Here is a 22,895-nt window from a genome sequence, read left to right as displayed (position 1 = left end):
GGCGGGAGCGGCAGAAGAGACGGATTGGGACGCCCCGGCGTCGCCGGGCGTTGTTAGCTGGGAGGATAGGTCAGTCATGGGAGGTCAGAGGGGCCCACTCACGCAGGTGCCGTTCGATCAGGTCCGCGAACCGCCCCGCCGCGCCCACCTGGGAGCGCCCGAGGGCCGCCTCACGCATCGAGGCGCGCGGACCCGCTGCTGCACACTCTAACACCGCCCGGCCCAGCTCTCCGGGAACGTCCTTCTGTTCCACCACGCGCCCCGCCCCGGATTGCTGCACCGCCACGGCGTTGTGGTACTGGTGGTTCTCGGCCGATTCGGGCAGCGGCACCATGATCAGCGGGACCCCGTGGAACGCCGCTTCCGCCAGCGTGCTCGTCCCGGCGCGCGTGATCGCCAGGTCGGCCACCGACCACGCCGCCACCGCGTCCACGAAACCCACGGCCTCGTACCACTCGAGGTCCCTGACGCCGCGCGCCACGTCCGCCAGCCAGCGCGGACCGGTCGAGTGCAGCACCTGCACGCCCCCGGTCGCCCGCGAACCCGTGAAATCCAGGTCCACACTCAGGCCGCCGGCCGTGGTCTGCGGGGACAGCAGTCCCTCGCCGCCAAGCAGGTGGCGCAGCGTGTCGGGTACGGCATTGTTCAGGAACAGGGAGCCCTGCGACCCGCCCATCACGAAGATCGTCAGTGGGCCGTCCTGCAACCCCAGCTGTTCGAGCGCCTCGGCACGCGGCATGCGCGTCTCGCGGACCGGCATGCCCACCAGCGACGCCCGCCTCGGGTCCAGTCCGATCACCCGCTCGTACGCCGTCCCGACCGCCCGCGCGCCGCGCACCGCCAGGCGCTGCGTCAGACCCAGCCGCGCGTTCTGCTCGTGCAGCACCGTCGGCAGGCCCAGGCTCTGCGCCGCCAGCACGCCCGGCAGGCTCGCGAAGCCCCCGTATCCGACGACCGCGCCGGGCCGCGTGCGCGCCAGGAACGAGCGCGCCTGCGCCACGCCCTGCCCGGCCCGCAGCAACTCGCGCGGGTCCGGGCGGCCCTGCCCGCTGCGCGCCAGTTTCCCGGCGTCCACCCCGTGAAACGCGAGGCCCTGCTCCGCCGCCACGCGCTCCTCCATGCCGCCCCGCTGCCCCAGCAGCAGCGTCTCATGCCCGCGCGCCATCAACTCACGCGCCGTCGCCACCGCCGGGTAGATGTGCCCACCCGTTCCACCTGTCGCCATCACAACCAGACTCATTGCGGGCGAGTCTAGCCCGTCGGGGGGGTGGAATGCAGGCAGTGAAGAGCAGCAAGCGTCACAGGAATGGGCGGGCGCCGCCCCTGCCCTGAATGAGACTGCCGCTGCGCCTCGGCAGCCGACTTCCCGGACACCAGGGACGATGGGCCGGAACCTGCCACGCCGGTCAGGTGGTGGTCCGGGTGCCCCACGCCGCGATGAAGGCCCGTTCAGTCTTTCCTGAGGCTACCCGTGCGCCTCCAGCGTCCCAGGGCATGGTGTCAAATCACCTCTCCGGGAGAGCTTCACCGAAGGGAGCTCTGGGCGGCGGCGCTCGGCCGATCATGTCAGCACTGGCATTTGGTCCCTGTCAGGTCATCAGGGTGCCGATGCGGCGCAGGACCTCGTGAATGGTGTTCAGGTCGGTCGCGTAACTCAGGCGCACCTGTCCGGCCGCGCCGAAATCCGTGCCGGGGACGACCGCCACCTGCGCGTCGTCCAGGATGCGCCGCGCGGCTTCCAGCTCGTCGGTGTGGATGCGGTCCGTGTTCGCCATCACGTAGAACGCACCCTGCGGGGTGGGGGTGGGCAGGCCCAGGGCGTTCAGGCCGGCGACGATCACGTCGCGCCGCTCGCGGTACGCCTCGCGGGCCATGTCGATAAAGCGTGCGGTCGCCTCGTGCTGTTCCAGGGCAGCCAGCGCGGCGTACTGCGAGACGCTGCTGGCGTTGCTCGTGCTCTGGGATTGCAGGGCGTTCATGGCGGCGATCACGCCCCTGGGTCCGCCCGCGTACCCGATGCGCCAGCCGGTCATGGCGTACGCCTTGCTGGCCCCGTTGATGGTCAGTGTGTGCTCCGGCGCGTACAGGCCGATGCTGACCTGACGGGCGTCGTACACCAGATGCTCGTACATCTCGTCGGTCACGATGATCAGCCCGTGCCGCTGCGCCACGCCCGCCACGGCTTCCAGCACCTCCGGCGTGAACACCGCGCCCGTGGGGTTGCCGGGGCTGTTCAGCACGATCATGCGGGTCCTGGGGGTCACGCGCGCTTCCAGCGCCTGCGGGTCCAGTTGAAAGCCCGATTCCGGCGTGGTCGGCACCGGCACCGGGACCGCGCCCGCCAGCGCCACCATTTCCGGGTAACTGACCCAGTACGGCGCGGGAATCAGCACCTCGTCACCGGGATTGAGCAGCGCCAGAAAAGCGTTGAACAGCGCCTGCTTGCCGCCACTCGTGACCGTCACGCAGTCCGGCGCGTAATGCAGGCCGTTCTCGCGCGCTAATTTGGCGCTGATCGCCTCGCGCAGCTCCGGGATGCCGCTGACCGCCGTGTACTTCGTCTTACCGCTCTCGATGGCGGCAATGGCCGCCGCCTTCACGTGGGCGGGCGTGTCGAAATCCGGTTCTCCCACGCTCATGCTGATGACGTCCACGCCCTGACGCCGCAATTCCAGCGCCCGGCTGGTCACGGCGACCGTCGAGGACGGCTTGAGGCTCAGGGCACGGTCAGATAACAGGAAAGGGCCACTCATGCCCCGCAGGGTACAGGCAGCCCGCACGGACAGGGGTGAGGGGCTGGGAGGCGGTCACTGAGGCGGACTTACGCCGCAAGGGTTGCAACGGCAACCGAGCCGAGTGGGGCGGTGAGGAAACAAGCGTATTGCAGACGGGGAATCGGTGGGTCGTAGAGGTTTCAGGGTTTCAAACGCACGCCGCCGCAGTCCGGACCTGCCCCAAGGTCAGGGTAGGGGAGAGCGTTGCAACGTGTCATTCCCTGATCCTACTGGCCTTTCGCCACCGTCACTCCCGGCAAGCCCATGACGGCGCTTAATGCAGCAGGCCGATAGAACGGGCGCGGCTGACCGCCTCGGTGCGGTCCCCGGCGTCCAGCTTGGCGTACAGGCGTGCCAGGTGGTCCTTGACGGTGTCCGGGCTGACACCCAGGTTCTTGGCGATCTCCTTGTTGCTGTAGCCCTGTGCCAGGAGGGGCAGCACCTCGGACTCGCGGGGCGTCAGGCGGGGCACGTCCACGTGCGGCAGGCGGTCCACGTCGGGGTTCGCCACGATGTCCCTCAGTTGCCGGGCCAGGCTTTCCGGGTCGGTTTCCTTGCTGACGTACCCGCGCGCCCCGGCAGCGCGGGCGGCCTGCACGATGGCCGGCTCGGCGAAGGTGGTGATCAGGACGCTGACCAGCCGGGGGTTACTCTGCCGCAGGCGCTCGCAGACCTCGATCCCGGTCATGCCGGGCATCTTGACATCCAGCAGCGCGGCGTCGGGTTGCAGGGCCCGGCAGGCTTCCAGGGCGCTCAGGCCGTCGCTGGCCTCGGCGACGACATCGAAGCCCTGGTGCATCAGCGCGTATTTCAGGCCCAGGCGGAACAGCGGGTGGTCATCGGCAATAACGAGTCTCATGGTGTTACCTCCGGCAGTACGAGAGTGAAACGGGTCAGGTAGGGTGTGCGGCCGCGCGTGGGGGCGTCAGGGTCAGGGGGCGCGGCCCGGTGGTGCGTGGGCGCGGTGCCAGGAACGTCACCCGGCGTCTGTTCTGGCGCCTGGCCAGTGTGCAGCCGGTCGTAGTGCAGGTGTCCCCCGTGCGCCTCGGCCACGCGGCGCGCGATGAACAGGCCCAGTCCGGCGGTCCCGGCGGTGTACTGCCTGCCGGCAATGGTGGTCGGCTGCGAGTTGAACGGCTGCGCCAGCTCGCTCAGGGGGCCGGACAGGCCGGGGCCGTCATCGGTGACTTCGATACCGCGCGGCGTGACGCTGATGTCCACGCGCCCGCTGGCGTAGCGCAGGGCGTTCACGGTCAGGTTCGTCACGGCGCGGTCCAGCAGCCCGGGGTCCACGTCGGCGTGCCCCTGACCGCTCACGCTGATGGTCACTGGCGTCGCCTGTGCGCTCAGCCGGGCGGCAACCTGAGCAATCAGGGCGCGCAGGTCAGTGGGCACGGTGTGGACCTGCGCGTCTTCCTGCTCGAATCGGTGAGCGTCGGCCATCTGCTGCACCAGGGACAGCAGGCGCGTGGTTTCCGCCTGGATCTGCTCGCCGACCGCGCGGCGCTCCTCCTCGGGGAGTGGCAGGGTGGTCAGGGCGCGGGTCAGGTGACCGGTGGCGATCAGCGGGGTTTTCAGGTCGTGGACCAGCGTGGCCATGAAGGCGTTGCGGCGGCCCTGTTCGGTGCCCAGGCGGCCCAGCAGGTCCTTGAACGCGCCGCGCAGGGCCAGGATCTCGCTGGGGTCGTCCGGGTGCGGCCGGGTGAAATCCCCGCGTTCCACCTCCGTCTGAAGGCGGCTGACGGCGCGCAGCAGCGTCCCGCTCAGCAGGTACCCGACGAGCGCGCACAGCACGCCCACGATCAGCATCCAGGCGATCAGGGTGGAGGTGGCCACGCTGGGCTGCGCCGTGATGGTCAGGACCACGTTCGGCAGGAAGGCCAGCATGAAGATCACCAGCGTGAACTGAAACCGCATCGTGCCGCGTCCCATCGGCCCCCGCCGGGGAAGGCGGGGAGGCGGGTTGGGTCCGGCCTGACTCATGAAACTCAGGTTACGTGCCGCGTTCTGACAGAACCGTCACGCTGTTAGCCCTCCTGGGGCACCCTGTCAACCCCCCCCCACCGTGACCGGGTACCTGATGGTCGTCAGCTGAGAGATGCAGTCAGAGAGACTCCCCTCCCTATCGATGTGACTCATTATTTCACATATGGCGGGAATCGTGAAAGTATTCACTTAGTATCTACGAAGAAAGGGGAAGCAGGTCACCCCACTTCCCCACCGTCGGGCGCTCAGGCCTGAGGCTGTTGCAGCTGCGGGCCGCTCTGGGCCACGTAGCCCTCCAGCGTGCCGTAGTCATCCTGGAAGTGCATCAGCACGCCGCCGAACAGCGTGTCGAAGGTCTCCTGGGGCATCTCGGCCAGGGTGGGGTAGAAGCCCACGTACTCCAGCCACACGTTGCCGTCGGCGTCGATGGAACGCGCGAAGGCCCGCTCGCGGTTGCGGTCGTTCAGCATGTTCACGACCTCGTTGCGGCGGTCGTTGTACTGCTTCTGGGTCACGCAGGTGACTTCCAGGCGGCTGGTGTTGTTCGGGCCGTCGTTCACGCTGACCAGCACGGCCGCGTCGCCCATCTCGAAGCGCCAGCCCATGCGGATGAACCGCTGGCCGTTGTTCTCTTCCATGTCCAGCTGAACTTCTTTTTCCTTGAGGTACTTCGCAAGGGTATCCAGGGTCAGTAGAGCCGTTTCTATCGTCATTGAAACCATCCTCCTCGGGGGGTGAAGCACATGTGTCGAAGCGTCTGTCCGTAGTGAAGACCCGAACGATTCTAACACCTCTGCCCGGGCCAGCCTCCGGGCACCGGCTCCGTTCGCGCCGGGTTCCGTCCCCAGGCGGGGAAAGTCAGGCTAGCGGACCCTGTCCAGGCGCACGGGCGCTGTACCCTCGCTGAGAATTCCTAGCGCGGCGGCTGCATTGCGCGACAGGTCGATAATGCGGGAAGGCACCCCGAACGGGCCGCGGTCGTTAATCAGTACGTTCACGCTGCGGCCCGTGCGTTCATGCGTGACCCGCACCCACGTTCCAAGCGGCAGGCTCAGGTGCGCGGCCGTCATGACCGTGCGCCCGTCCCGGCGACCGCCGTAGTACACGGCCTGCCCGCGCTGCCCGGCCGCAGGGGGCATGGCAGGCGCGCGGACCGACGCCTGAGTCGCAGCGTTCCCGCCTGGCACGGTCAGGACCTCGCCCGGCCGGAGCGCACCGCCTGTCCGGCCGTTCATGTCCAGCAGCTTCTGCACACTCACCCCGTGGGCCCGCGCGATCTGCCACAGCGTGTCGCCCGCCTGAACGCGGTACGGCCCTGCCTGCGCCGCTCCTGGTCCGGCGGCCAGCGCCGCAGCGGCCAGCACCGCCCAGACCCTTCTGGAGACGCTCATACCGCTTCCTTCTCGCTGTGGCTCAGGACTTCGGAGCCGTCCTCGGTGACCAGCACCAGGTCCTCGATCCGCACCCCGCCCACGTCCGGCAGGTACGCGCCGGGCTCGACGGTCACGATCATGCCGGGGCGCAGCACGTCCTCGCTGCCGCTGCGCAGGCTGGGCCCCTCATGGACCATCAGGCCCACCCCGTGCCCCAGCGAGTGCGCGAACGCCTCGCCCAGACCGTGCCCGGTCAGAATGCCGCGCGCCAGGGCGTCGAGTTCCGCGCCGCTCACACCGGGCCGCACCGCGCGTACCGCTGCCTCCTCGGCTTCCAGCACCGCCTGGTACACGCGGCGCATCTCGGGGCTGGGCGTGCCCACCGCCACCGTGCGGGTCATGTCGCTGTTGTAGCCGTTCAGGCGCGCGCCCATGTCCACCGTGACCAACTCGCCGTCTTCGATCACGCGCTCCGACGCCACGCCGTGCGGCATGGCCCCGCGTGGGCCGCTCGCCACGATGACCTCAAAGGCACTCTCGGCTCCTGCCCGGCGTAACCGTGACTCGATCTCCAGCGCCACGTCGAGTTCACGCACGCCCGCACGGATCATGGGGCGCACCTGAGAGAACACCCGGTCGGCCAGCGCCTGCGCGTCCCGCACAGCCTGCACCTCATCCGGCGCCTTGATCATGCGCAGTTCAGATACGAGACCGGCGGTGGGAACCAGCGTCGCCTGCGGCCAGGACTCCCGCAAGCGTTCCAGTTCGGCCACGGTCAGGTTCTCGGCCTCAAAACCCACCCGCAGGCCCGCCAAGCCCGGCGCCGCGTGCTCCAGTGTGGCCGGGGGGCGCGCGATGACCTGCGGCACGCGCGATTCCTGGCGCGCCTGCACCGTGTAGCGTGCGTCGGTGTACAGCGCCGCGCCCTGCGGGGTGACCAGCACCTTGCCGTCACTGCCGCCCGTGAAGCCGCTCAGATACCGTACGTTCGCTGCGTCGCTGATCCACAGGGCGTCCACTCCGGCTCGGCCCATGGCGGCGCGCAACTGCTCCAGTTGACTCATGCAGAGAAACCTAACACGCGCTCCCCCGGTGCGTCTGCTCACCCACCGGCACGCCCTGGTCGCCGCGACCCTCCCGCCAGGGCGCCGGAATGCGCTAGGGTGCGCACTATCCAGCGTTCAGACTGTCTCCCGACTGTCCCCAGTCCGGAGACAGTGTGAACGGGATCACCTGTCATGCGTTTATACTCGTCTATCGGGACAATCGACACGGCCTGTTCAGGGTCTGCCACCACCCCCAAGGAGGGATCACCGTGAAACTTCACGAGTATCAGGGTAAGGAAATTCTGCGCCAATTCGGCGTCAACGTTCAGGACGGCAAGGTCGCTCGCACCCCCGACGAGGTGCGCCAGATCGCCCGCGAGTACGGTCAGTCCGTCGTCGTCAAGGCCCAGGTGCACGTGGGCGGACGCGGCAAGGCCGGCGGCGTGAAATTCAGCCCCACCGAGGACAAGGCCTTCGAGAACGGCGAGAAGATCCTCGGCATGGACATCAAGGGCCTGACCGTCAACAAGGTGCTCGTCACCAAGGCTGTGGACATCGACGCTGGCGTCGAGTACTACGTCGGCATGATCGTTGACCGCAACGTGCAGAGCTACACCCTGATGGCCAGCGCCGAGGGCGGCATGGAAATCGAGGAAGTGGCCGCCGCCACGCCCGAGAAGATCATCAAGCACCGCGTGGACCCCGTGACGGGCCTGCGCCCCTACGAGGCGCGCGAGGTGGCCATCAAGGCCGGCTTCAAGGGCAACCTGAACAAGATCGCCGACATGATGGTCAAGATGAGCAAGGCCGCGCTGGAGCGTGACGCCGTGCTCGTCGAGATCAACCCGCTGTTCGTCGGTCCCGACGGCATCCCGCTCGCGCTGGACACCAAGTTCGAGATCGACGACAACGCCATGTACCGCCACGCGGACCTCGCCGACTGGCGTGAACTGGAAGCCGAGCACCCCCTCGAAATCGAGGCCAGCACATACGGCTTCGCTTACGTGAAACTTGACGACGGGAACGTCGGCGTGCTGGGCAACGGCGCGGGCATCGTGATGACCAGCCTCGATGTGGTCAACCGCGCCGGCGCCAAACCCGCCAACTTCCTTGACATCGGCGGCGGCGCCAAGGCCGATATCGTGTACAACGCGGTCAAACTGGTCAGCAAGGACCCCGACGTCAAGGCCATCTTCATCAACATCTTCGGCGGCATCACCCGCGCCGACGAGGTCGCCAAGGGCGTCATCCAGGCCCTGAACGACGGCATCCTGACCAAGCCCGTGCGCATGCGCATCGCGGGCACGGCCGAGGACGAGGCCAAGGCGCTGCTCGCCGAGGTGGGCAGCCCCCTGATCCAGATGTACGCCACCATGTTCGAGGCCGCCGACGAGGCCGCCAAGGACGCCAACGCCGCGGAGGGCAAGTAATGGGCATTCTCGTTGATAGCAGCAGCCGCGTCATCGTGCAGGGCATGACCGGACGCGAAGGCGCCAGCCACAGCCGCGCCATGAAAGAATTCGGCACCCAGGTCGTCGCGGGCGTCACGCCCGGCAAGGGCGGCACCGACTTTGAAGGCTGGCCCGTGTACAACAGCGTCGCCGAGGCGAAAGCCGCGCACGACGCCAACGTCAGCATCATCTTCGTGCCCCCGGCCGGCGCCGCTGACGCCGTGCTGGAAGCCGCGCACGCCGGCATGCCCCTGATCGTCCTGATCACCGAAGGCGTGCCCACCGTGGACATGATGAAAGCCGTGCAGGAAGTCAAGACGCTCGACGCGGCCAGCCGCGCCGAGGGCGGCCAGGGCGTCCGACTGATCGGCGGTAACTGCCCCGGTCTGGTCACGAACGGCCAGGCGAAGGTCGGCATCATGCCGAACAAGATCTACACCAACCCCGGCCGCATCGGCCTGATCAGCCGCAGCGGCACCCTGACCTACGAGGCCGCCAAGCTGCTGAACGACGCGGGCATGGGCACGAGCACCACCGTCGGCATCGGCGGGGACCCCGTGATCGGCACGACCTTCGCGGACGTGCTGCCCCTGTTCGAAGCCGACCCCGACACCGACGCTGTCGTCGTGATCGGCGAGATCGGCGGCGCGGACGAGGAAGCCGCCGCCGAGTACATCGCCAAGAACATGAAAAAGCCCGTCGTGGCCTTCATCAGCGGCCGCAGCGCCCCCAAGGGCAAGCGCATGGGTCACGCCGGCGCGATCATCATGGGCGACGTGGGCACCCCGGAAAGCAAGCTGGCTGCGTTCGCCGCCGCGAACGTCCCGGTCGCCGACACCATGCCCGAGATCATCGACATGGTCAAGGCCGCACTGAGCAAGTAACCCCGGATTCCGTGCTGGCCCGGCTCACCCGCGTGGTGGGCCGGGCCAGTTCATGTGCCGGGCGTGAACGGCACGCCTACTTGCCGTCACACCCCCGTCAGACTCGCGCGTAGACTGTTCGTATGAACCTTCGACCCTACCTGATCGCGTTGACTGTGCTGTCTGCCGGGCAGGGCCTGGGTCTGACCATCCGGGGCAGCGTGGAGGGCAGTAGCCCCGGCGACACGCGCGTGGCGGGCTTCGTGGTGTCTCCGTTCGGGCAGGCGGTCGAGGAAGTCACCAGCGTCCCACTCGAAAACGGTCGCTTCGAGCTCGAGATTCCCACGGCGCCCCCCACGGCGCGCGCGCAGGTGGACCTGACCCCACAGAACGTCACCTGGCCCGGCGTGATCGACCCGGTGCAGGTTTCCGCGCAGGCCCGCGTGGCCGAACTGAAGTTCTTCGTGTACCGCGACTCAAACAATAACGGCCGCCGCGACGAGACTGAACCCTTGCGAGACGTGTTGCCCAGCGTCGGCCGCGCGACTCTCTTCGTCGCGTGGGTGAACACCGACGTGACTGTGAAGGCCAGCAAAGGCTACGCGGCCACCCTGAATCGCGGCTGGAATGCCCTGATCGTGGACGTGGGCCGCGCTGTGGCTGTGCAGCCCTTCAGTGACTCCACGACGGTAATGGTTCGCCTGTCGCGTTGAACCAGGCCTGAAGCTTCTGCCTTCTGCGGGCTTTCGCTCGGATGGAGATGCGGCACCTTCATTCATTTGCGTGCGTTCAGTGTCAGACAACCCGTGGTGCAAAAGTCCAATAAATTGTTCACGAGCCTGGGTAATCGTGAAACTATTCACTTACTAAGGGCATGACCGAGACTCGGGAAAGGGAAGGGTAGCTTCCCCTCCGCCCTGCTTCCCCCAGCCTGCGGCCCTCATACGGATTGCGCGGTATGGAGCCACAGGGGGCATTGTTCGGATCGTGGTGGAATGGAGCGGAATCCGTACATTGTTCCCACTCGCGTCCGCTCGGATTGATTCAGAACTATAGCGAATCAATCGGAATCCGTATCAGACCTGTCGCCCGGTCACCGTTCGCTCATAGGCCCGGATGTACTGCGGAACGATCTGACTCTGATGGAACTTTGTCACTGCGGCCTGACGGCCTGCCGCGCCCATCCGCAGGTACAGCTCCCGGTTCCGTAGGATGTTCAGGGCGGCGTCCGCCATGCTGTCCACGTCACCCACGTCCGCCATGAACCCGGTCACGCCCTGCTCCACGACCTCCGGGATGCCGCCCGCATTCGACGCGACGACCGGTACCTCGCAACTCATGGCTTCCAGCGCCGCCAGCCCGAAACTCTCCTGGCTACTGGGCAGCACGAACAGGTCGCTGATACCCAGCACCGTCTCGACATCCGGGAACGACCCCAGGAAGTGCGTGCGGCCGATCACGCCCAGTTGCTGCGCCAGTTCGAACACGCGCGGCCGTTCGGGGCCGTCCCCGATCATCAGCAGCCGCGCCGGAATCTCGCTCGCCACCCGCGCGAACACCTGAACCACGTCCTCGGCACGCTTGATGGGCCTGAAGTTACTGACGTGCACCAGGAGCGCCTCGTCCGGATGCGCGAACCGCGCCCGCACCGCTGGGTCCGTCACGCGCACGAAACGGTCGCTGTCCACGAAGTTGTGGATCACCTCGATCTCGCGGTCCAGCCCGAACACCTCCTGGGTGTGCTGCGCGAGGTAACGCGACACGGCCGTCACGTGATCGCTCTTCTCGATGGCGTGACGGGTCGTGTGCCGGAACGCGGGTTCCAGGCCCACCAGCGTCACATCCGTCCCGTGCAGCGTGGTCATCACCCGCGTGCGCCCCGAAATGGCCCGCGCGTGAATGGCGGCCGTCGCGTGCGGAATGGCGTAGTGCGCGTGAGACAGCTCCACGCCGTGTTCCAGGATCACTTCTGTCAGGGTGTTCGCCGCTGCCAGCTCCGGATACGGCTGATCGAACAGCGCGTAGGCGTAGGCGCTCACCTGATGAAAGTACGGGCCGTGCATGCCGCCCTGCCCGCCCAGCCGGAACGGTTGCGCCGAACCCACGAAATGCACCTCGTGCCCCGCGCGGGCCACCTGCAAGCCCAGCTCGGCCGCCACCACCCCGGACCCCCCCGCGCTGGCGTGACACAGCACCGCGACCTTCACCGCGTCCGCCCGCGAACCTGACTACGTTGCTCATGCCTCATCGCTGCGGAGTATAGACGGGGATCGCCGCCGCAACCGTCGCCCTGAACGCCATCCATACCAGCCTCCGTCATGGAAGGGATATTGTCCGATGGTGGAGCCTGCGCCGCCGAGGGAGCCGCGCAGGCAGCGGGGAGCATGGGACCCGGCTCAGGTGTGGCCCGATGTCTCCAGGCGTTCCAGGTAGGCCGTTCCGCCCTCCAGTTCCGCCTCGAATCCATCGGCCGTTCCGAAGATCAGCGTCTCGGCGAGCGTTTCGCTCATCAGGTACTCCTGCCAGACCTCGGCGGCCGCGCGGGCGTCGCCGCTCAGGTTCAGGTGCAGGTTGATGCGGTCCTGCACCTCGAAACCGGCCTTCTTGCGGGCGTCCTGCACGCCGCGCACGAGGTCGCGGGCCAGGCCCTCCAGTTCCAGTTCGCGTGTCAGGGTCGTATCGAAGGCGACGAGGTACCCGGCTTCTTCCTGCGCCGCGAAGCCCTCGGGAGACTGGGCGTCCACGAGCACCTCGTCCGGCCCGAGTTCGAAGCGTTCACCGTCCGGCGAGATCACCTCGAACTGCCTGCCGTCGCGCACGAGTCGGGCGATCTCGCTCGCGTCGGCGGCGGCCAGCGCGGCGCGCACCTGCGGGACGGACTTCCCGAACTTCTTGCCAAGCAGGGGGAGATTCGGGCGCAGCACGTAACTGACGAGTTCCGTGAACTGGTCGATCAGTTCGACCTCCTTGACGTTCAGTTCCTCCTTGATCTGCTCCGCGAAGCGCCCGAGGGACTGCGTCTGCTCGGCGCTGCGGGCGCGCAGCATGACTTTCGGGAGCGGCTGGCGCTGGCGCATGCCGGTCTGTCCGCGCACGGCGCGGCCCAGGCTCACGACGCGCAGCACGGCGTCCATCTCAGCGACCAGGGTGGGGGCCGCCAGCGCCTCGTCTACCACGGGCCACGCAGCGAGGTGCACGCTCTCGGGCGCGCTGTCATCCACGCTGCGCACGAGGTTCTGGTACAGGGTCTCGGCCAGGAACGGCGTGAACGGCGCGGTCAGCAGGGTCACGGTCTTCAGGGCGTGGTGGAGTGTGGCGTATGCGGCGGTGTCCACCGCGCCGCCTCTCATGCTCGCTCCGCTCGGGGCGTCGGGGGTGGCCCCGACACCCGGAGCAGACCAGAAGCGGCGGCGGTTACGCCGGACGTACCAGTTGCTCAGGTCCTCGGTCACGAAGTCCTGCAGGGCGCGGCTCGCGCCGGTCGGGTCGTAGTTCTCCAGTGCGGCCGTCACGGTCTCGACGAGTGCCTGCACTTTCGCCAGCAGCCAGCGGTCCACCTCGGGCCGGTCCGCGGGGCCGGGCGCGGCGCTCAGGTCGGGTCGGTCAAGATTCGCGTACAGCACGAAGAATGAGTAGGTGTTCCACAGCGTCAGGAAGTAACTGCGGAAGGCCTCGCCCACCAGATTCATGCCGAAGCGGCGGCTCAGTTCGGGCGGCGCGCTCACGTACATGTACCAGCGGGCAGCGTCCGCACCGTACTGCTCGAACACGTCCCAGGGGTTCACGACGTTCCCCTTGCTCTTGCTCATCTTCGCGCCCTTCTCGTCCAGGATGTGCCCCGAGCAGATGACGCTCTTGTACGCCACAGAGTCGAACACCATCGTGCCGATCTGGTGCAGGCTGTTGAACCACCCGCGCGTCTGGTCGATGGCCTCCGCGATGAAGTCGGCGGGGAAGCCGCCGTTCTCGAATTGTTCCCTGTTCTCGAAGGGGTAGTGGTGCTGCGCGAACGGCATGGAGCCGCTGTCGTACCAGACGTCCATCACGTACGGTACGCGCCGGAAGGTCTTGCCGCCGTCCTCGATCGTGATGTCGTCCACGAAGGGCCGGTGCGGGTCGAAGTCGGGTCCCGTCAGTTCGGGGCGGCCGCTCAGCTCGGCCAGTTCCGCGTAACTGCCGACCACGCGGTACTCGCCGTCCTCGGATTCCCAGACGGGCATCGGCGTGCCCCAGTAGCGGCTGCGCGACAGGTTCCAGTCGATCAGGTTCTCCAGCCACCCGCCGTAACGGCCGTTCCGGATGTGCGCGGGGTGCCAGTCGATGGTCTGGTTCAGTTCGATCAACCGCTCTCTGAGTCGGGTGTTGTTCAGGTACCAGGACTCGGTCGCGTAGTACATCAGCGGCGTACCGCAGCGCCAGCAGTGCGGGTACGCGTGCAGGAAGTTCTTCTCCCGCCACATCAGGCCGCGCGCGCGCAGGTCGCGCACGATCTCGGTATTCGCGTCCCGGAAGAACACGCCCTTCCAGGGGCCGAAGCGGTGCTTGCCCTCGCCGTCCACGCCCACGATCACCGGGAAGCCGTAGTTGCGCGCCAGACGCATGTCGTCCTCGCCAAATGCGGGCGCCGTGTGCACGATGCCGGTCCCGTCACTGTCGGACACGTAGGTGTCCAGGCCCGACATCCACACGGGTTTGCTTTCCCCCTCGGCCTCGTACGCTTCGGTGAACAGCGGCGCGTACCCCACGCGGTCCAGTTCGCTGCCCCTGAAGGTCTTCAGGACGGGCGCGGCCTCGCCCAGCACCTCGGCGCGCAGACTGGCGGCCAGGATCAGCACGCGGCCCTCTTTGTCCCGCGCGGCCACGTACTCGAAGTCCGGGTGAATGGCGACGCCGACGTTGTACGGCAGGGTCCACGGGGTGGTCGTCCACACCAGGAACGCCGCGTCGTCCGGCAGGCCCAGGCTGGCGGGGTCCTTCAGGGCGAACGGCACGTACACGCTGGGATCCTGAATGTCCTTGTAGCCCTCGCTAACCTCGGCGTTCGACAGGGTCGTGCCGTCCTTCGGGCAGTACGGCGCGACCCGGAATCCCTTGTACAGCAGGCCCTTCTGATCGAGGTCCTTGACGCTCCACCAGATGCTCTCGATGTAGTCCCTGTGCAGCGTCATGTACGCTTCGTCCAGGTCCACCCAGTACCCCATGCGTTCCGTGAACCTGCGCCACTCGGCCTCATACTCGAAGACGCTGGCGCGGCACTCGGCGTTGAATTTATCAATGCCGTACGCCTCGACTTCCCGTTTGCTGTTCAGGCCGAGTTTCTTCTCGACGCCGATCTCGACCGGCAGGCCGTGCGTGTCCCACCCGGCCTTGCGCGGCACGTGAAAGCCCTGCATGGTCCGGAAACGCGGGAACAGGTCCTTGAAGGACCGCGCCTGCACGTGGTGCACGCCGGGCTGACCGTTCGCGGTGGGCGGCCCCTCGAAGAAGGTGAAGGTCCGGGCGCCGCTGGTCTGTTCCAGCGAACGCTCGAAGATCCGGCGCTCCTGCCACCACGCCAGGGTGTCCTGCTCCAGGGCCGGGAAGTTGGGGTTGCCCTGCACGGGCTTGAAGGGAAGGTTGGTCATTGGAACTCCAGAACACACGGGAAAGAGGGTCGGGTGCGAGGGTGGGCCAGGTGGGGGGCGCGTCAGTCCACGATGAACAGAGTGGCCCCCTCCCGCGTGCCCGAGCGGTGCGCCTCGGCACCGTCAGCCACCTGGTACGAGTCGCCGGGCCGCAGGGTGAAGGTGCGCCCGTCTTGCAACCCGGTCTCCAGTTGCCCACTCAGCACCAGCAGCACGTGCCCTTTGTGACACCAGTGATCTGCCACGTACCCGGCAGAGTACTCGACCATTCGCACGCGCACCGCGCCGAACTGCCGGGTGCGCCATGTGGCCACGCCGCGTTCGCCCGGATGTTCAGTCGCGGGCACGTCAGACCAGTGGGTGACGCTGAAAGGAATGTCGGTCAGGTGCATGTGGGAGCCTCCGGAAGGCACAAACAGGGGGGGCGGCGCGTCTCAGCGGTCCGTTCATCCGCCAGAAAGGCGGGCGCGGATTCGGTGCTGGGACGCGCCGCCCCGTCAGCGGTGCGGGCGCGTGGTACCACCCAACTTCACTGCTCCATGCGGAGCAGCCTCGTTGTACAGTCCCTCTGTCGGGGGGCGTCCGGACGGTTCTACTGGCCCCCGGTGCGGGGGGGTGTTCTTCCGTCAGCGCGGGAGGTGATCGTCGGCTGGGGTGAACGCGCGTCAGGCTCTCACCGTCCCTGACTCGCTCGTGCGTCCCGGTGTCCGGCCGCCTGTCCTCACGTTCGCAGCGTGATGGTCTCACCCCAGTGCGGGGCTCCGCTCATGGTAGGGCGGCAGGCTGATCTGGTCAACGTGCACCGCGCCAGGCTGCCGGCAGCGGTATGATGAAAGCCGTTTCCTGCTGCTACCCTCTTCTTTCCACCTGTGCGTGGCCTACTGGCGGCCGCAGGTGTTTACAATCACTGCCAGGGAGAACGTTTATGGAATTCTTTATCAACTCTGCTATGACTGCCACTGCGCCGCGCCGCGCCGGTCGCATGGAACAGGCTGCCGGGGGTGAGGTCAAGCAGTGAGTGACCCGACCCGCGCCAGCCTGCCCTTTCACGAACTTCAACAGAAGATCCTGCCCGAACTGCACCTGATTGCCGCCGGGTACGGGATCGAGAACTACCGCAAACTGAAAAAAGACACGCTGGCGCTGGCCATCATGGAGCACCAGGCAGACGCCGAGGGGCAACTGCTGGCGCGCGGGTTCCTCGAAATCAGTGCCGACGGGTACGGCTTCTTGCAGGCCGACCTGCTTGATCCCAACAGCCGTACCGTGATCATCACAGCCGGGCTGATCAAGCAGTTTCACCTGCGTACCGGTGACGAGATCATCGGCCGGGCACGAAAACCCCGCGAGAACGAACGCTTCGGGTCGCTGGTGCAGGTGGAGGCCGTCAACGGACTGGACCCCGAAACAGCCCGGCGCCGCCCGCGTTTCGACGACCTGACCCCCACCTTCCCCGAGGTGCAACTGGTCATGGAAGACCCCAGCATGGACGACGGCCTGAGCCTGCGCGTCGTGGACCTGCTGGTTCCTATCGGCCGGGGCCAGCGCGCTCTGATCGTCGCGCCGCCCAAGGCCGGGAAAACCACCCTACTGAAGAAAATCGCGAACTCCATCGTCAAGAATTACCCGGACGTGACCGTCATGGTCCTGCTGGTTGACGAGCGCCCCGAGGAAGTCACGGACTTCCGCGAGAGCGTGCAGGGCGCGCAGGTCATCGCCAGCACCTTCGACGAACCGCCCCAGCATCACGTGCGCGTCGCGGAGTTCGTGCATGAACGCGCGCGCCGCATCGTCGAGGAGGGCGGCCACGTGGTGATCCTGCTGGACTCCATCACGCGACTGGCCCGCGCGAACAACCTTGTCACGCCGCCCACCGGGCGCACCCTGTCCGGCGGTCTGGACAGCAACGCGCTGCACTGGCCCAAACGCTTCCTGGGCGCGGCCCGCAATATCCGCGAGGGCGGCAGCCTGACCATTCTGGCCACCGCGCTCGTCGAGACGGGCAGCCGCATGGACGACGTGATCTTCGAGGAATTCAAGGGGACCGGGAACGCGGAACTCGTGCTCTCGCGCCGCCTCGAGGAACGGCGCATCTTCCCGGCGCTGGACATTCTCAAGTCCGGCACGCGCCGCGAGGAACTGCTGCTGCAACCCGAAGTACTGAAGAAAATGTGGCTGCTGCGCAAAGTCATTAGCGATATGGACCCGGCGGACGCCATGGAAATGCTGCTGTCCCGCATGGGTAAAACCCGGAACAACGTCGAATTTCTGCAGGGCCTCGCCGGCGGCTGACGTTGTCTACTCTCGACTCTGGAGTTCACTTTTGCCTTCTCTCTTTCTCCGCGGCCTGACCTTCCGGGCTGCCGTGACCGCCGCACTGCTCGGTGCGCCCATGACCGCCCAGGCCCAACAGGCCACGCCGCTCGGGGGGCTGCTGGTGCCGCTGCAACCGAACCTGCAGGCCCCGGCTGACCTGACGCTGAAACGTGCGCCCCGAACGGTGGACATTCTGACGACCGGGACCACGCCCGCCACGGTCGTCGCGCGGCGGTACGGTGTCCCGGCGTCCGCCGTGAAGGTCAGTGCCGCGCGCAAGGGACTCCGCTACGTGCGCGTGACCCTCGGGGACCGCGACCTCACCCGGCGTCCCCAGCGGCCTGCCACGGTCGAGCGGTACATCGCGCAGCCCGGCGACACCATGGCGCGCGTGGCGGCCCGCTTCGGGATCACGCTGGTGGACCTGCTGAGTCTCAACCTGACCCGCAAGAGCCTGGACGACCTGAAGGCCGGAGCGGTCCTGAACGTGCCCACCGGCGCAACGGGGCTGCTGGTCCGTATCAAGCCCGGACAGTCGGCGCTGTCCCTGATTGCCGCCTACGGAGCGGACCTCGTTCAGACCGCCCGCGCCAATGACGCCCTGCCCACCGAGTTGCAGGTGGGAGACCTGCTGCTCCTGCCGGGCATCCGCGCCGAGAGCTTCGCGCAGACCCTGGCAAAGAAACGCGAGGCCCGGCGTCAGGCCGACCTGGCAGCCGAACGCCAGCGCCGCTACGACGCCTACCTGGCACAGAAGAAGCAACGGGCGCGTGAACGCCTGCAAGCCCAGTACGACGCGCAGGAACGGTACGAGGCGTTCCTCGCCTGGAAGAGCAGCCCCGGGCGCCAGGCCCTCGTCGCCACCTACGAACGGCAGGCGCAGTACGAGGCGGCTCAGGCGGCCGCCCGCGTCCGGCAGACCCAGGCCCGTGCCGCGGCGCAGGCCCGGGCGGCCCAGACCCAGGCGGCCCAGACCCAGGCGGCGCAGGCCCGGCAGCACGCCGTGGCAGCGGCCAGCAGCGCGCCGTCCCGATCTGGGCTGGCGTGGCCGATGCGCACGTACCGCATCACCAGCCGCTTCGGGGAGCGGGACATCGCGTTTCATCAGCAGGTATTCCACGGCGGCGTGGACTTCGCTGCTCCGTACGGCACTCCCATCTACGCGGCGACCGCCGGGACTGTCACGGAAAGCCGGTACGGGGCGTTCGGCCTGAACGTGTACACCACGGACGGCGACAGCACCGTCATCTACGGGCATATGAGCCGCACAGCGGTCTCTTCGGGTCAGCGCGTGAACCAGGGGCAGCTGCTGGGCTACATCGGCTGCACTGGCCTCTGCACCGGCCCGCACCTGCACTTCGAGGTCCGGATCGGCGGTCGGCCTGTGGACCCCCTGGGCCTGCTGCCGTGACCCTGTCCGGGCCGCGCCTGCACCTGCTGGTCGTGGATGACGAGGAACAGATCCTGGAACTGCTGGACCTGACACTCTCCATGCAGGGGTTTCACGTGACGGCGGCGCCCAGCGGCCCGGCTGCCCTGAAGCAGCTCAAGTCCGCGCCGGTCGAGGTGATCGTCATGGACGTCCTGATGACGCCCTGGGACGGGTTCGACACGGTTCGCCGCATGGCCGAGCAGCGCCGCGCGGACAACGCCGCCGACCCCGGTGCGGCCTCGCCGCTGCCGCCCGTGGTGTTCCTGTCCGGACTGGCCCGCCCGTCGGTCATGCCGGAACTGGGTGACGGCGTGCTGTCGGATTACCTCGTCAAACCGTTTCGGCCGTCGCAACTGGTCGAGGTGATCGAGCGCGTGCGGATGCGCTGGGAGCACCGGCACGGCTGATGACCCCCGACCGGCTCTGGTCACTCAGCCTCTCCGGCGCTCGTCTAATCTGACCCCATCCACTCCCTGATTCTGACCCTTCCCCTGGGGTCAGATTCGTCCTATGGTCTGGGCATGACCGAAGCGAACACCGGCACTCCCGCCCTGAAACAGGGCTTCGCAGAAATGTTCAAGGGCGGCGTCATCATGGACGTCGTGACCGCCGAACAGGCGCGCATCGCCGAGGCCGCCGGCGCGACTGCCGTGATGGCCCTCGAACGCGTTCCCGCCGATATCCGCCAGGACGGCGGCGTGGCCCGCATGAGCGACCCCAAGATGATCAAGGAAATCATCGCCGCCGTGACCATCCCCGTCATGGCCAAGGTCCGCATCGGGCACATCGTGGAGGCCCAGATTCTCCAGGCACTCGGCGTGGATTTCATCGATGAGTCCGAAGTCCTGACCCCCGCCGACGACCAGTTCCACATCCTGAAACATGGTTTCAAGGTTCCGTTCGTCTGCGGCGCCAAGAACCTCGGCGAGGCCCTGCGCCGCGTGGGCGAGGGCGCCAGCATGATCCGCACCAAGGGCGAGGCCGGTACCGGTAACGTCGTCGAGGCCGTCCGGCACGCCCGCACCGTCCTGGGCGAGATTCGCGCCATCCAGTCGCGCCCCGCCGAGGAACTGATGACCGTCGCCCGCGACCTTCAGGCCCCCTACGAACTGGTGCGCTACGTGCACGAGCACGGCTCCCTGCCAGTCGTGAACTTCGCTGCCGGTGGCGTCGCCACCCCCGCCGACGCCGCCCTGATGATGCACCTGGGACTGGACGGCGTGTTCGTAGGCAGCGGCATCTTCAAGAGCGACAACCCGGAACGCCGCGCGCAGGCCATCGTGAAGGCCGTCACGCACTACCAGAACGCCGATATCCTGGCCGAGATCAGCGAGGACCTGGGCGCGCCCATGACCGGAATCAACATCGACGACCTGATCCCGGCCGAGCGTCTCGCCAGCCGGGGCTGGTAAGCCGTGACGGCGCCCCGCATCGGCGTGCTGGCCCTGCAGGGTGCGTTCCGTGAGCACCGCCGGCGCCTGGAAAGCCTGGGCGTGGGGGTCACGGAGGTCCGCCTGGGCAGCGACCTGCACGGTCTGTCGGGCCTGATCCTGCCGGGAGGGGAGAGCACCACCATGGCCCGCCTGATGACCGAGTACGCCCTGTGGGAGCCCGTCCGGGCCTTCCACGCGGCGGGCGGGCACCTGTGGGGCACCTGCGCCGGCGCGATTCTGCTGTCCCGTGAAGTGCAGGGCGCGCCCCCACAGTTCGGGCGGCAGGACAGCCTGAATCTGCTGGACGTGACCGTGCAGCGCAACGCCTTCGGACGGCAGATCGACTCGTTTACCACCGAGCTGACCGTGCGCGGTCTGAATAACGGATTCGCGGCGGTTTTCATCCGCGCCCCCGCCTTCTCTCGCGTGGGAGAGGGTGTGGAGGTGCTGGCATCTCACGGAGAGCAGGCCGTGATGGTCCGCTCGGGCCGGGTAACCGCCACGGCCTTTCACCCGGAATTGACTCCTGACGTGCGGCTGCACGCCCTGTTCGCTGAGCAGTGCGCCGCGACGCTCCCCAGCGCGTGAGAGCCACCTCGCTGAGATGGGCTGAATAACCGGTCCATTCTGAATGGACGCGGATTTGGGCAGGGAGAATGATCGGAGTCGGTGTCAGTTTGTAGTAGAGAGACTGTCAGGCAGGGGAGGGAACGGCCTTGTGCGTGTCGCAGTTTCTTCCCCGCAAGGCCTGAATCTGCCTGCGCAGACAAGTATAATTACTCGGAGATAGATAATTCACGAGTGGATATAATCGTGAATAAATTCACTTATAACCGTCTACGCGTTAGTACGCTTCCCTAGCTCCCATCACAGCCAATATGGTATCTGCCCCGTAACCGTAAGATCGTCGTAACCCCGCTACCGTCCCGCTCGCCTATGCTGCGCTGGTGAGTTCTAGCACCTTCGAACAGGACGGCCAGTCCCTGTACGTCACCGCCAGTGGGGAAGGGCCACCCGTCGTCCTGATTCACGGTCTGAGCGGATCGCGTGGCTGGTGGCGTTACAACATCCCTGCGCTGCGGGGAAAAGCGCGGGTGTACTCGCTGGAACTCTCGGGATACGGGCATGCCCGCCGGCAGCGGTCCCTGAGCGTCCGTGACATGGCGGCGCTCGTGAGCGCGTGGATGCGCGCCGAGAACCTGCGCGGCGTGACGCTGGTGGGGCATTCCATGGGCGGTCACATCAGCATGCACGTGGCGGCCCTGGTGCCGGACCGCGTGCAGAACCTCGTGCTGGTCGGCGCCAGCGGACTGCTGCGGGCACAGGCGTACCGGACGGCGCTGCATCTGCCCCGCGCGGCATTGATCGGCCGGAAGCGTTTCCTGGCGCGGGTCTTGACCGACGCCGCACGCGCCGGGCCGCGTACCCTGTGGCGGAACGCCGTGGACCTGCTGAACGACTCGGTGCAGGACAGCCTGCCCCTGATCCGGGCGCGCACCCTGATCGTCTGGGGTGAACGGGACGTGCTGGTTCCGCTGGCGCTGGGGCAACTGCTGCACGAGGCGCTCCCCGGCTCCCGCCTGGAAGTGATCGAGCGGGCCGGTCACATCGTGATGGTGGACGCCCCGCAGCGGTTTAACAGGGTACTGCTGGACTTCATCGCGCAGACCGCGCCTGAGGAAACCGAGCCTGAGCAGACGGCGTCTGAACCGCGTGGGCAGACGGAGGTCCGGCATGACTGACGGACACCGGCTGGTCGTCCCGGTGAATGGTCTGCGCACGCATGCCTGGGTGCGCGGGCAGGGACGGCCGGTTGTGATCGTTCCGGGCCTGGGGTGTGCGTCATGGATGTACGCGCGGCTGGCGCGGGAGCTGGCCCGCGAACGCCGCGTCCTCGTGTACGACCCGCCCGGTCACGGGTACAGCGAAGGAACCCACGACTACCCGGCGTCCATCTCGCAGTTGACGGATCACCTGGCTGCCTGGCTCACCCGCGTGGATCTTCAGGGCGTGCCGCTGCTGGGGCATTCGCTGGGCGGAGAAGTGATCATCGACCTGGCGGCGCGTTACCCGAACCTGAGCAGCGCCCTGATCGCGTGCGCGCCCACGGGAATTCCAGAGAACCCCAGTGTGCGCCTGCAACTGCTGCAGTTGCTCAAAGATCTGCCACGCGAGCGGTTGGGTCTGTTACTGCCGGGGCTGAAAGCCTACCTGCACTGTGGGATTCGGCGCATGGTGAAGCTGGCGCGCGATCAGGAGGACCACCTGACCGGCCCGCTGCTGGGCCACGTGACCGTGCCGACCCTGTTGCTGGACGGCCTGTCGGATGTGGTCATCCGCTCGTGGACGGTCCGGCGCATTCAATCGGACATTCCGGACGCGGTGATTCGTCAGATTCCGGGTGCGCCGCATGGCTTGACCGACACGCATCCGAGAGCAGTGGCAAGGTTCACACTTGAGTTTCTCCGGCATGAGGGGTTTTAGACGATCCGGGTGGGTCGCTTTTTCACAACATGGCTTAATCGTGAATCATTTCACTTACGAGGAGGTTGACCAGATGGGACAGGACGCGCGGATACACCTGCGTCTCCTCCCTT

General features: G+C 67.3%; 20 protein-coding genes. 10 read left to right on the top strand and 10 right to left on the bottom strand.

Annotated elements, in window-relative coordinates; genetic code table 11:
• Positions 1 to 70: 70 nt before the first annotated feature.
• From murG to QZ271_RS00165, 7 genes are all read right to left on the bottom strand, one after another.
• Complete coding sequence (gene murG, locus QZ271_RS00195; protein ID WP_291427858.1) at positions 71 to 1,240, bottom strand: undecaprenyldiphospho-muramoylpentapeptide beta-N-acetylglucosaminyltransferase; 1,170 nt, start codon at positions 1,238 to 1,240, stop codon at positions 71 to 73.
• A gap of 349 nt (positions 1,241 to 1,589) precedes the next feature.
• On the bottom strand, positions 1,590 to 2,753 hold the full coding sequence (locus QZ271_RS00190) for a pyridoxal phosphate-dependent aminotransferase (protein ID WP_291427856.1): 1,164 nt from the start codon (positions 2,751 to 2,753) through the stop codon (positions 1,590 to 1,592).
• Between the two features lie 295 nt (positions 2,754 to 3,048).
• Positions 3,049 to 3,633 (bottom strand): response regulator transcription factor, encoded by a 585-nt coding sequence (locus tag QZ271_RS00185; protein ID WP_291427854.1) that lies wholly within the window; start codon positions 3,631 to 3,633, stop codon positions 3,049 to 3,051.
• On the bottom strand, positions 3,630 to 4,757 hold the full coding sequence (locus tag QZ271_RS00180) for a HAMP domain-containing sensor histidine kinase (RefSeq protein WP_291427852.1): 1,128 nt from the start codon (positions 4,755 to 4,757) through the stop codon (positions 3,630 to 3,632). Before QZ271_RS00180 ends, QZ271_RS00185 begins: the two co-directional genes overlap by 4 nt.
• 248 nt (positions 4,758 to 5,005) lie before the next feature.
• Positions 5,006 to 5,473, bottom strand: coding sequence for a YbjN domain-containing protein (locus QZ271_RS00175; protein WP_291427850.1), 468 nt, complete (start codon positions 5,471 to 5,473; stop codon positions 5,006 to 5,008).
• Between the two features lie 150 nt (positions 5,474 to 5,623).
• Complete coding sequence (locus QZ271_RS00170; protein ID WP_291427849.1) at positions 5,624 to 6,151, bottom strand: RlpA-like double-psi beta-barrel domain-containing protein; 528 nt, start codon at positions 6,149 to 6,151, stop codon at positions 5,624 to 5,626.
• Entirely contained in the window at positions 6,148 to 7,197 is a 1,050-nt protein-coding gene (locus QZ271_RS00165) for a Xaa-Pro peptidase family protein (RefSeq protein ID WP_291427847.1), read from the bottom strand. The genes QZ271_RS00170 and QZ271_RS00165 overlap by 4 nt, the downstream gene beginning before the upstream one ends.
• A gap of 251 nt (positions 7,198 to 7,448) precedes the next feature.
• On the opposite strand from QZ271_RS00165, the gene sucC reads away from it, so the two are divergent.
• The 3 genes from sucC (at position 7,449) to QZ271_RS00150 (ending at position 10,206) form a co-directional block, all read left to right on the top strand.
• Positions 7,449 to 8,609 carry an ADP-forming succinate--CoA ligase subunit beta gene (gene sucC, locus QZ271_RS00160; RefSeq protein ID WP_291427846.1) on the top strand — a complete coding sequence of 387 codons (1,161 nt, stop codon included), beginning with the start codon at positions 7,449 to 7,451 and terminating at the stop codon, positions 8,607 to 8,609.
• A complete protein-coding gene (gene sucD, locus QZ271_RS00155; RefSeq protein ID WP_291427845.1) occupies positions 8,609 to 9,514 on the top strand; it encodes a succinate--CoA ligase subunit alpha in 906 nt (301 codons plus the stop codon). The genes sucC and sucD overlap by 1 nt, the downstream gene beginning before the upstream one ends.
• 122 nt (positions 9,515 to 9,636) lie before the next feature.
• Positions 9,637 to 10,206, top strand: a complete 570-nt coding sequence (locus QZ271_RS00150; RefSeq protein ID WP_291427843.1) for a hypothetical protein — start codon at positions 9,637 to 9,639, stop codon at positions 10,204 to 10,206.
• 363 nt (positions 10,207 to 10,569) lie between these two features.
• On the opposite strand, the gene bshA is transcribed toward QZ271_RS00150, so the two are convergent.
• From bshA to QZ271_RS00135, 3 genes are all read right to left on the bottom strand, one after another.
• The gene (gene bshA, locus QZ271_RS00145; RefSeq protein WP_291427841.1) at positions 10,570 to 11,700 is read right to left on the bottom strand and encodes an N-acetyl-alpha-D-glucosaminyl L-malate synthase BshA; all 1,131 of its coding nucleotides are present in this window, start codon (positions 11,698 to 11,700) and stop codon (positions 10,570 to 10,572) included.
• Positions 11,701 to 11,889: 189 nt separating this feature from the next.
• Positions 11,890 to 15,117, bottom strand: a complete 3,228-nt coding sequence (gene ileS, locus QZ271_RS00140) for an isoleucine--tRNA ligase (RefSeq protein WP_291427839.1) — start codon at positions 15,115 to 15,117, stop codon at positions 11,890 to 11,892.
• Between the two features lie 62 nt (positions 15,118 to 15,179).
• Entirely contained in the window at positions 15,180 to 15,509 is a 330-nt protein-coding gene (locus tag QZ271_RS00135; RefSeq protein WP_291427837.1) for a DHCW motif cupin fold protein, read from the bottom strand.
• Positions 15,510 to 16,155: 646 nt separating this feature from the next.
• On the opposite strand from QZ271_RS00135, the gene rho reads away from it, so the two are divergent.
• The 7 genes from rho to QZ271_RS00100 all read left to right on the top strand — a co-directional run bounded on the left by rho (position 16,156) and on the right by QZ271_RS00100 (position 22,782).
• Positions 16,156 to 17,409: a transcription termination factor Rho gene (gene rho / locus QZ271_RS00130; protein WP_345387014.1), complete on the top strand. Its 1,254-nt coding sequence runs from the start codon at positions 16,156 to 16,158 to the stop codon at positions 17,407 to 17,409.
• 100 nt (positions 17,410 to 17,509) lie between these two features.
• Positions 17,510 to 18,844: a peptidoglycan DD-metalloendopeptidase family protein gene (locus QZ271_RS00125; protein WP_291427835.1), complete on the top strand. Its 1,335-nt coding sequence runs from the start codon at positions 17,510 to 17,512 to the stop codon at positions 18,842 to 18,844.
• On the top strand, positions 18,841 to 19,272 hold the full coding sequence (locus QZ271_RS00120) for a response regulator (RefSeq protein WP_367114282.1): 432 nt from the start codon (positions 18,841 to 18,843) through the stop codon (positions 19,270 to 19,272). Before QZ271_RS00125 ends, QZ271_RS00120 begins: the two co-directional genes overlap by 4 nt.
• 114 nt (positions 19,273 to 19,386) lie before the next feature.
• A complete protein-coding gene (pdxS, locus tag QZ271_RS00115) occupies positions 19,387 to 20,277 on the top strand; it encodes a pyridoxal 5'-phosphate synthase lyase subunit PdxS (RefSeq protein ID WP_291427833.1) in 891 nt (296 codons plus the stop codon).
• Between the two features lie 3 nt (positions 20,278 to 20,280).
• The gene (pdxT, locus tag QZ271_RS00110) at positions 20,281 to 20,886 is read left to right on the top strand and encodes a pyridoxal 5'-phosphate synthase glutaminase subunit PdxT (RefSeq protein ID WP_291427832.1); all 606 of its coding nucleotides are present in this window, start codon (positions 20,281 to 20,283) and stop codon (positions 20,884 to 20,886) included.
• Between the two features lie 359 nt (positions 20,887 to 21,245).
• Entirely contained in the window at positions 21,246 to 22,040 is a 795-nt protein-coding gene (locus QZ271_RS00105) for an alpha/beta fold hydrolase (protein WP_291427831.1), read from the top strand.
• Positions 22,033 to 22,782 (top strand): alpha/beta hydrolase, encoded by a 750-nt coding sequence (locus tag QZ271_RS00100; protein ID WP_291427829.1) that lies wholly within the window; start codon positions 22,033 to 22,035, stop codon positions 22,780 to 22,782. The genes QZ271_RS00105 and QZ271_RS00100 overlap by 8 nt, the downstream gene beginning before the upstream one ends.
• Positions 22,783 to 22,895: the final 113 nt, after the last annotated feature.

Source organism: Deinococcus sp. (genome assembly GCF_018260555.1).
In the GTDB taxonomy this organism is placed as follows: domain Bacteria; phylum Deinococcota; class Deinococci; order Deinococcales; family Deinococcaceae; genus Deinococcus.
This window is presented reverse-complemented; position numbering and strand designations above follow the sequence as displayed.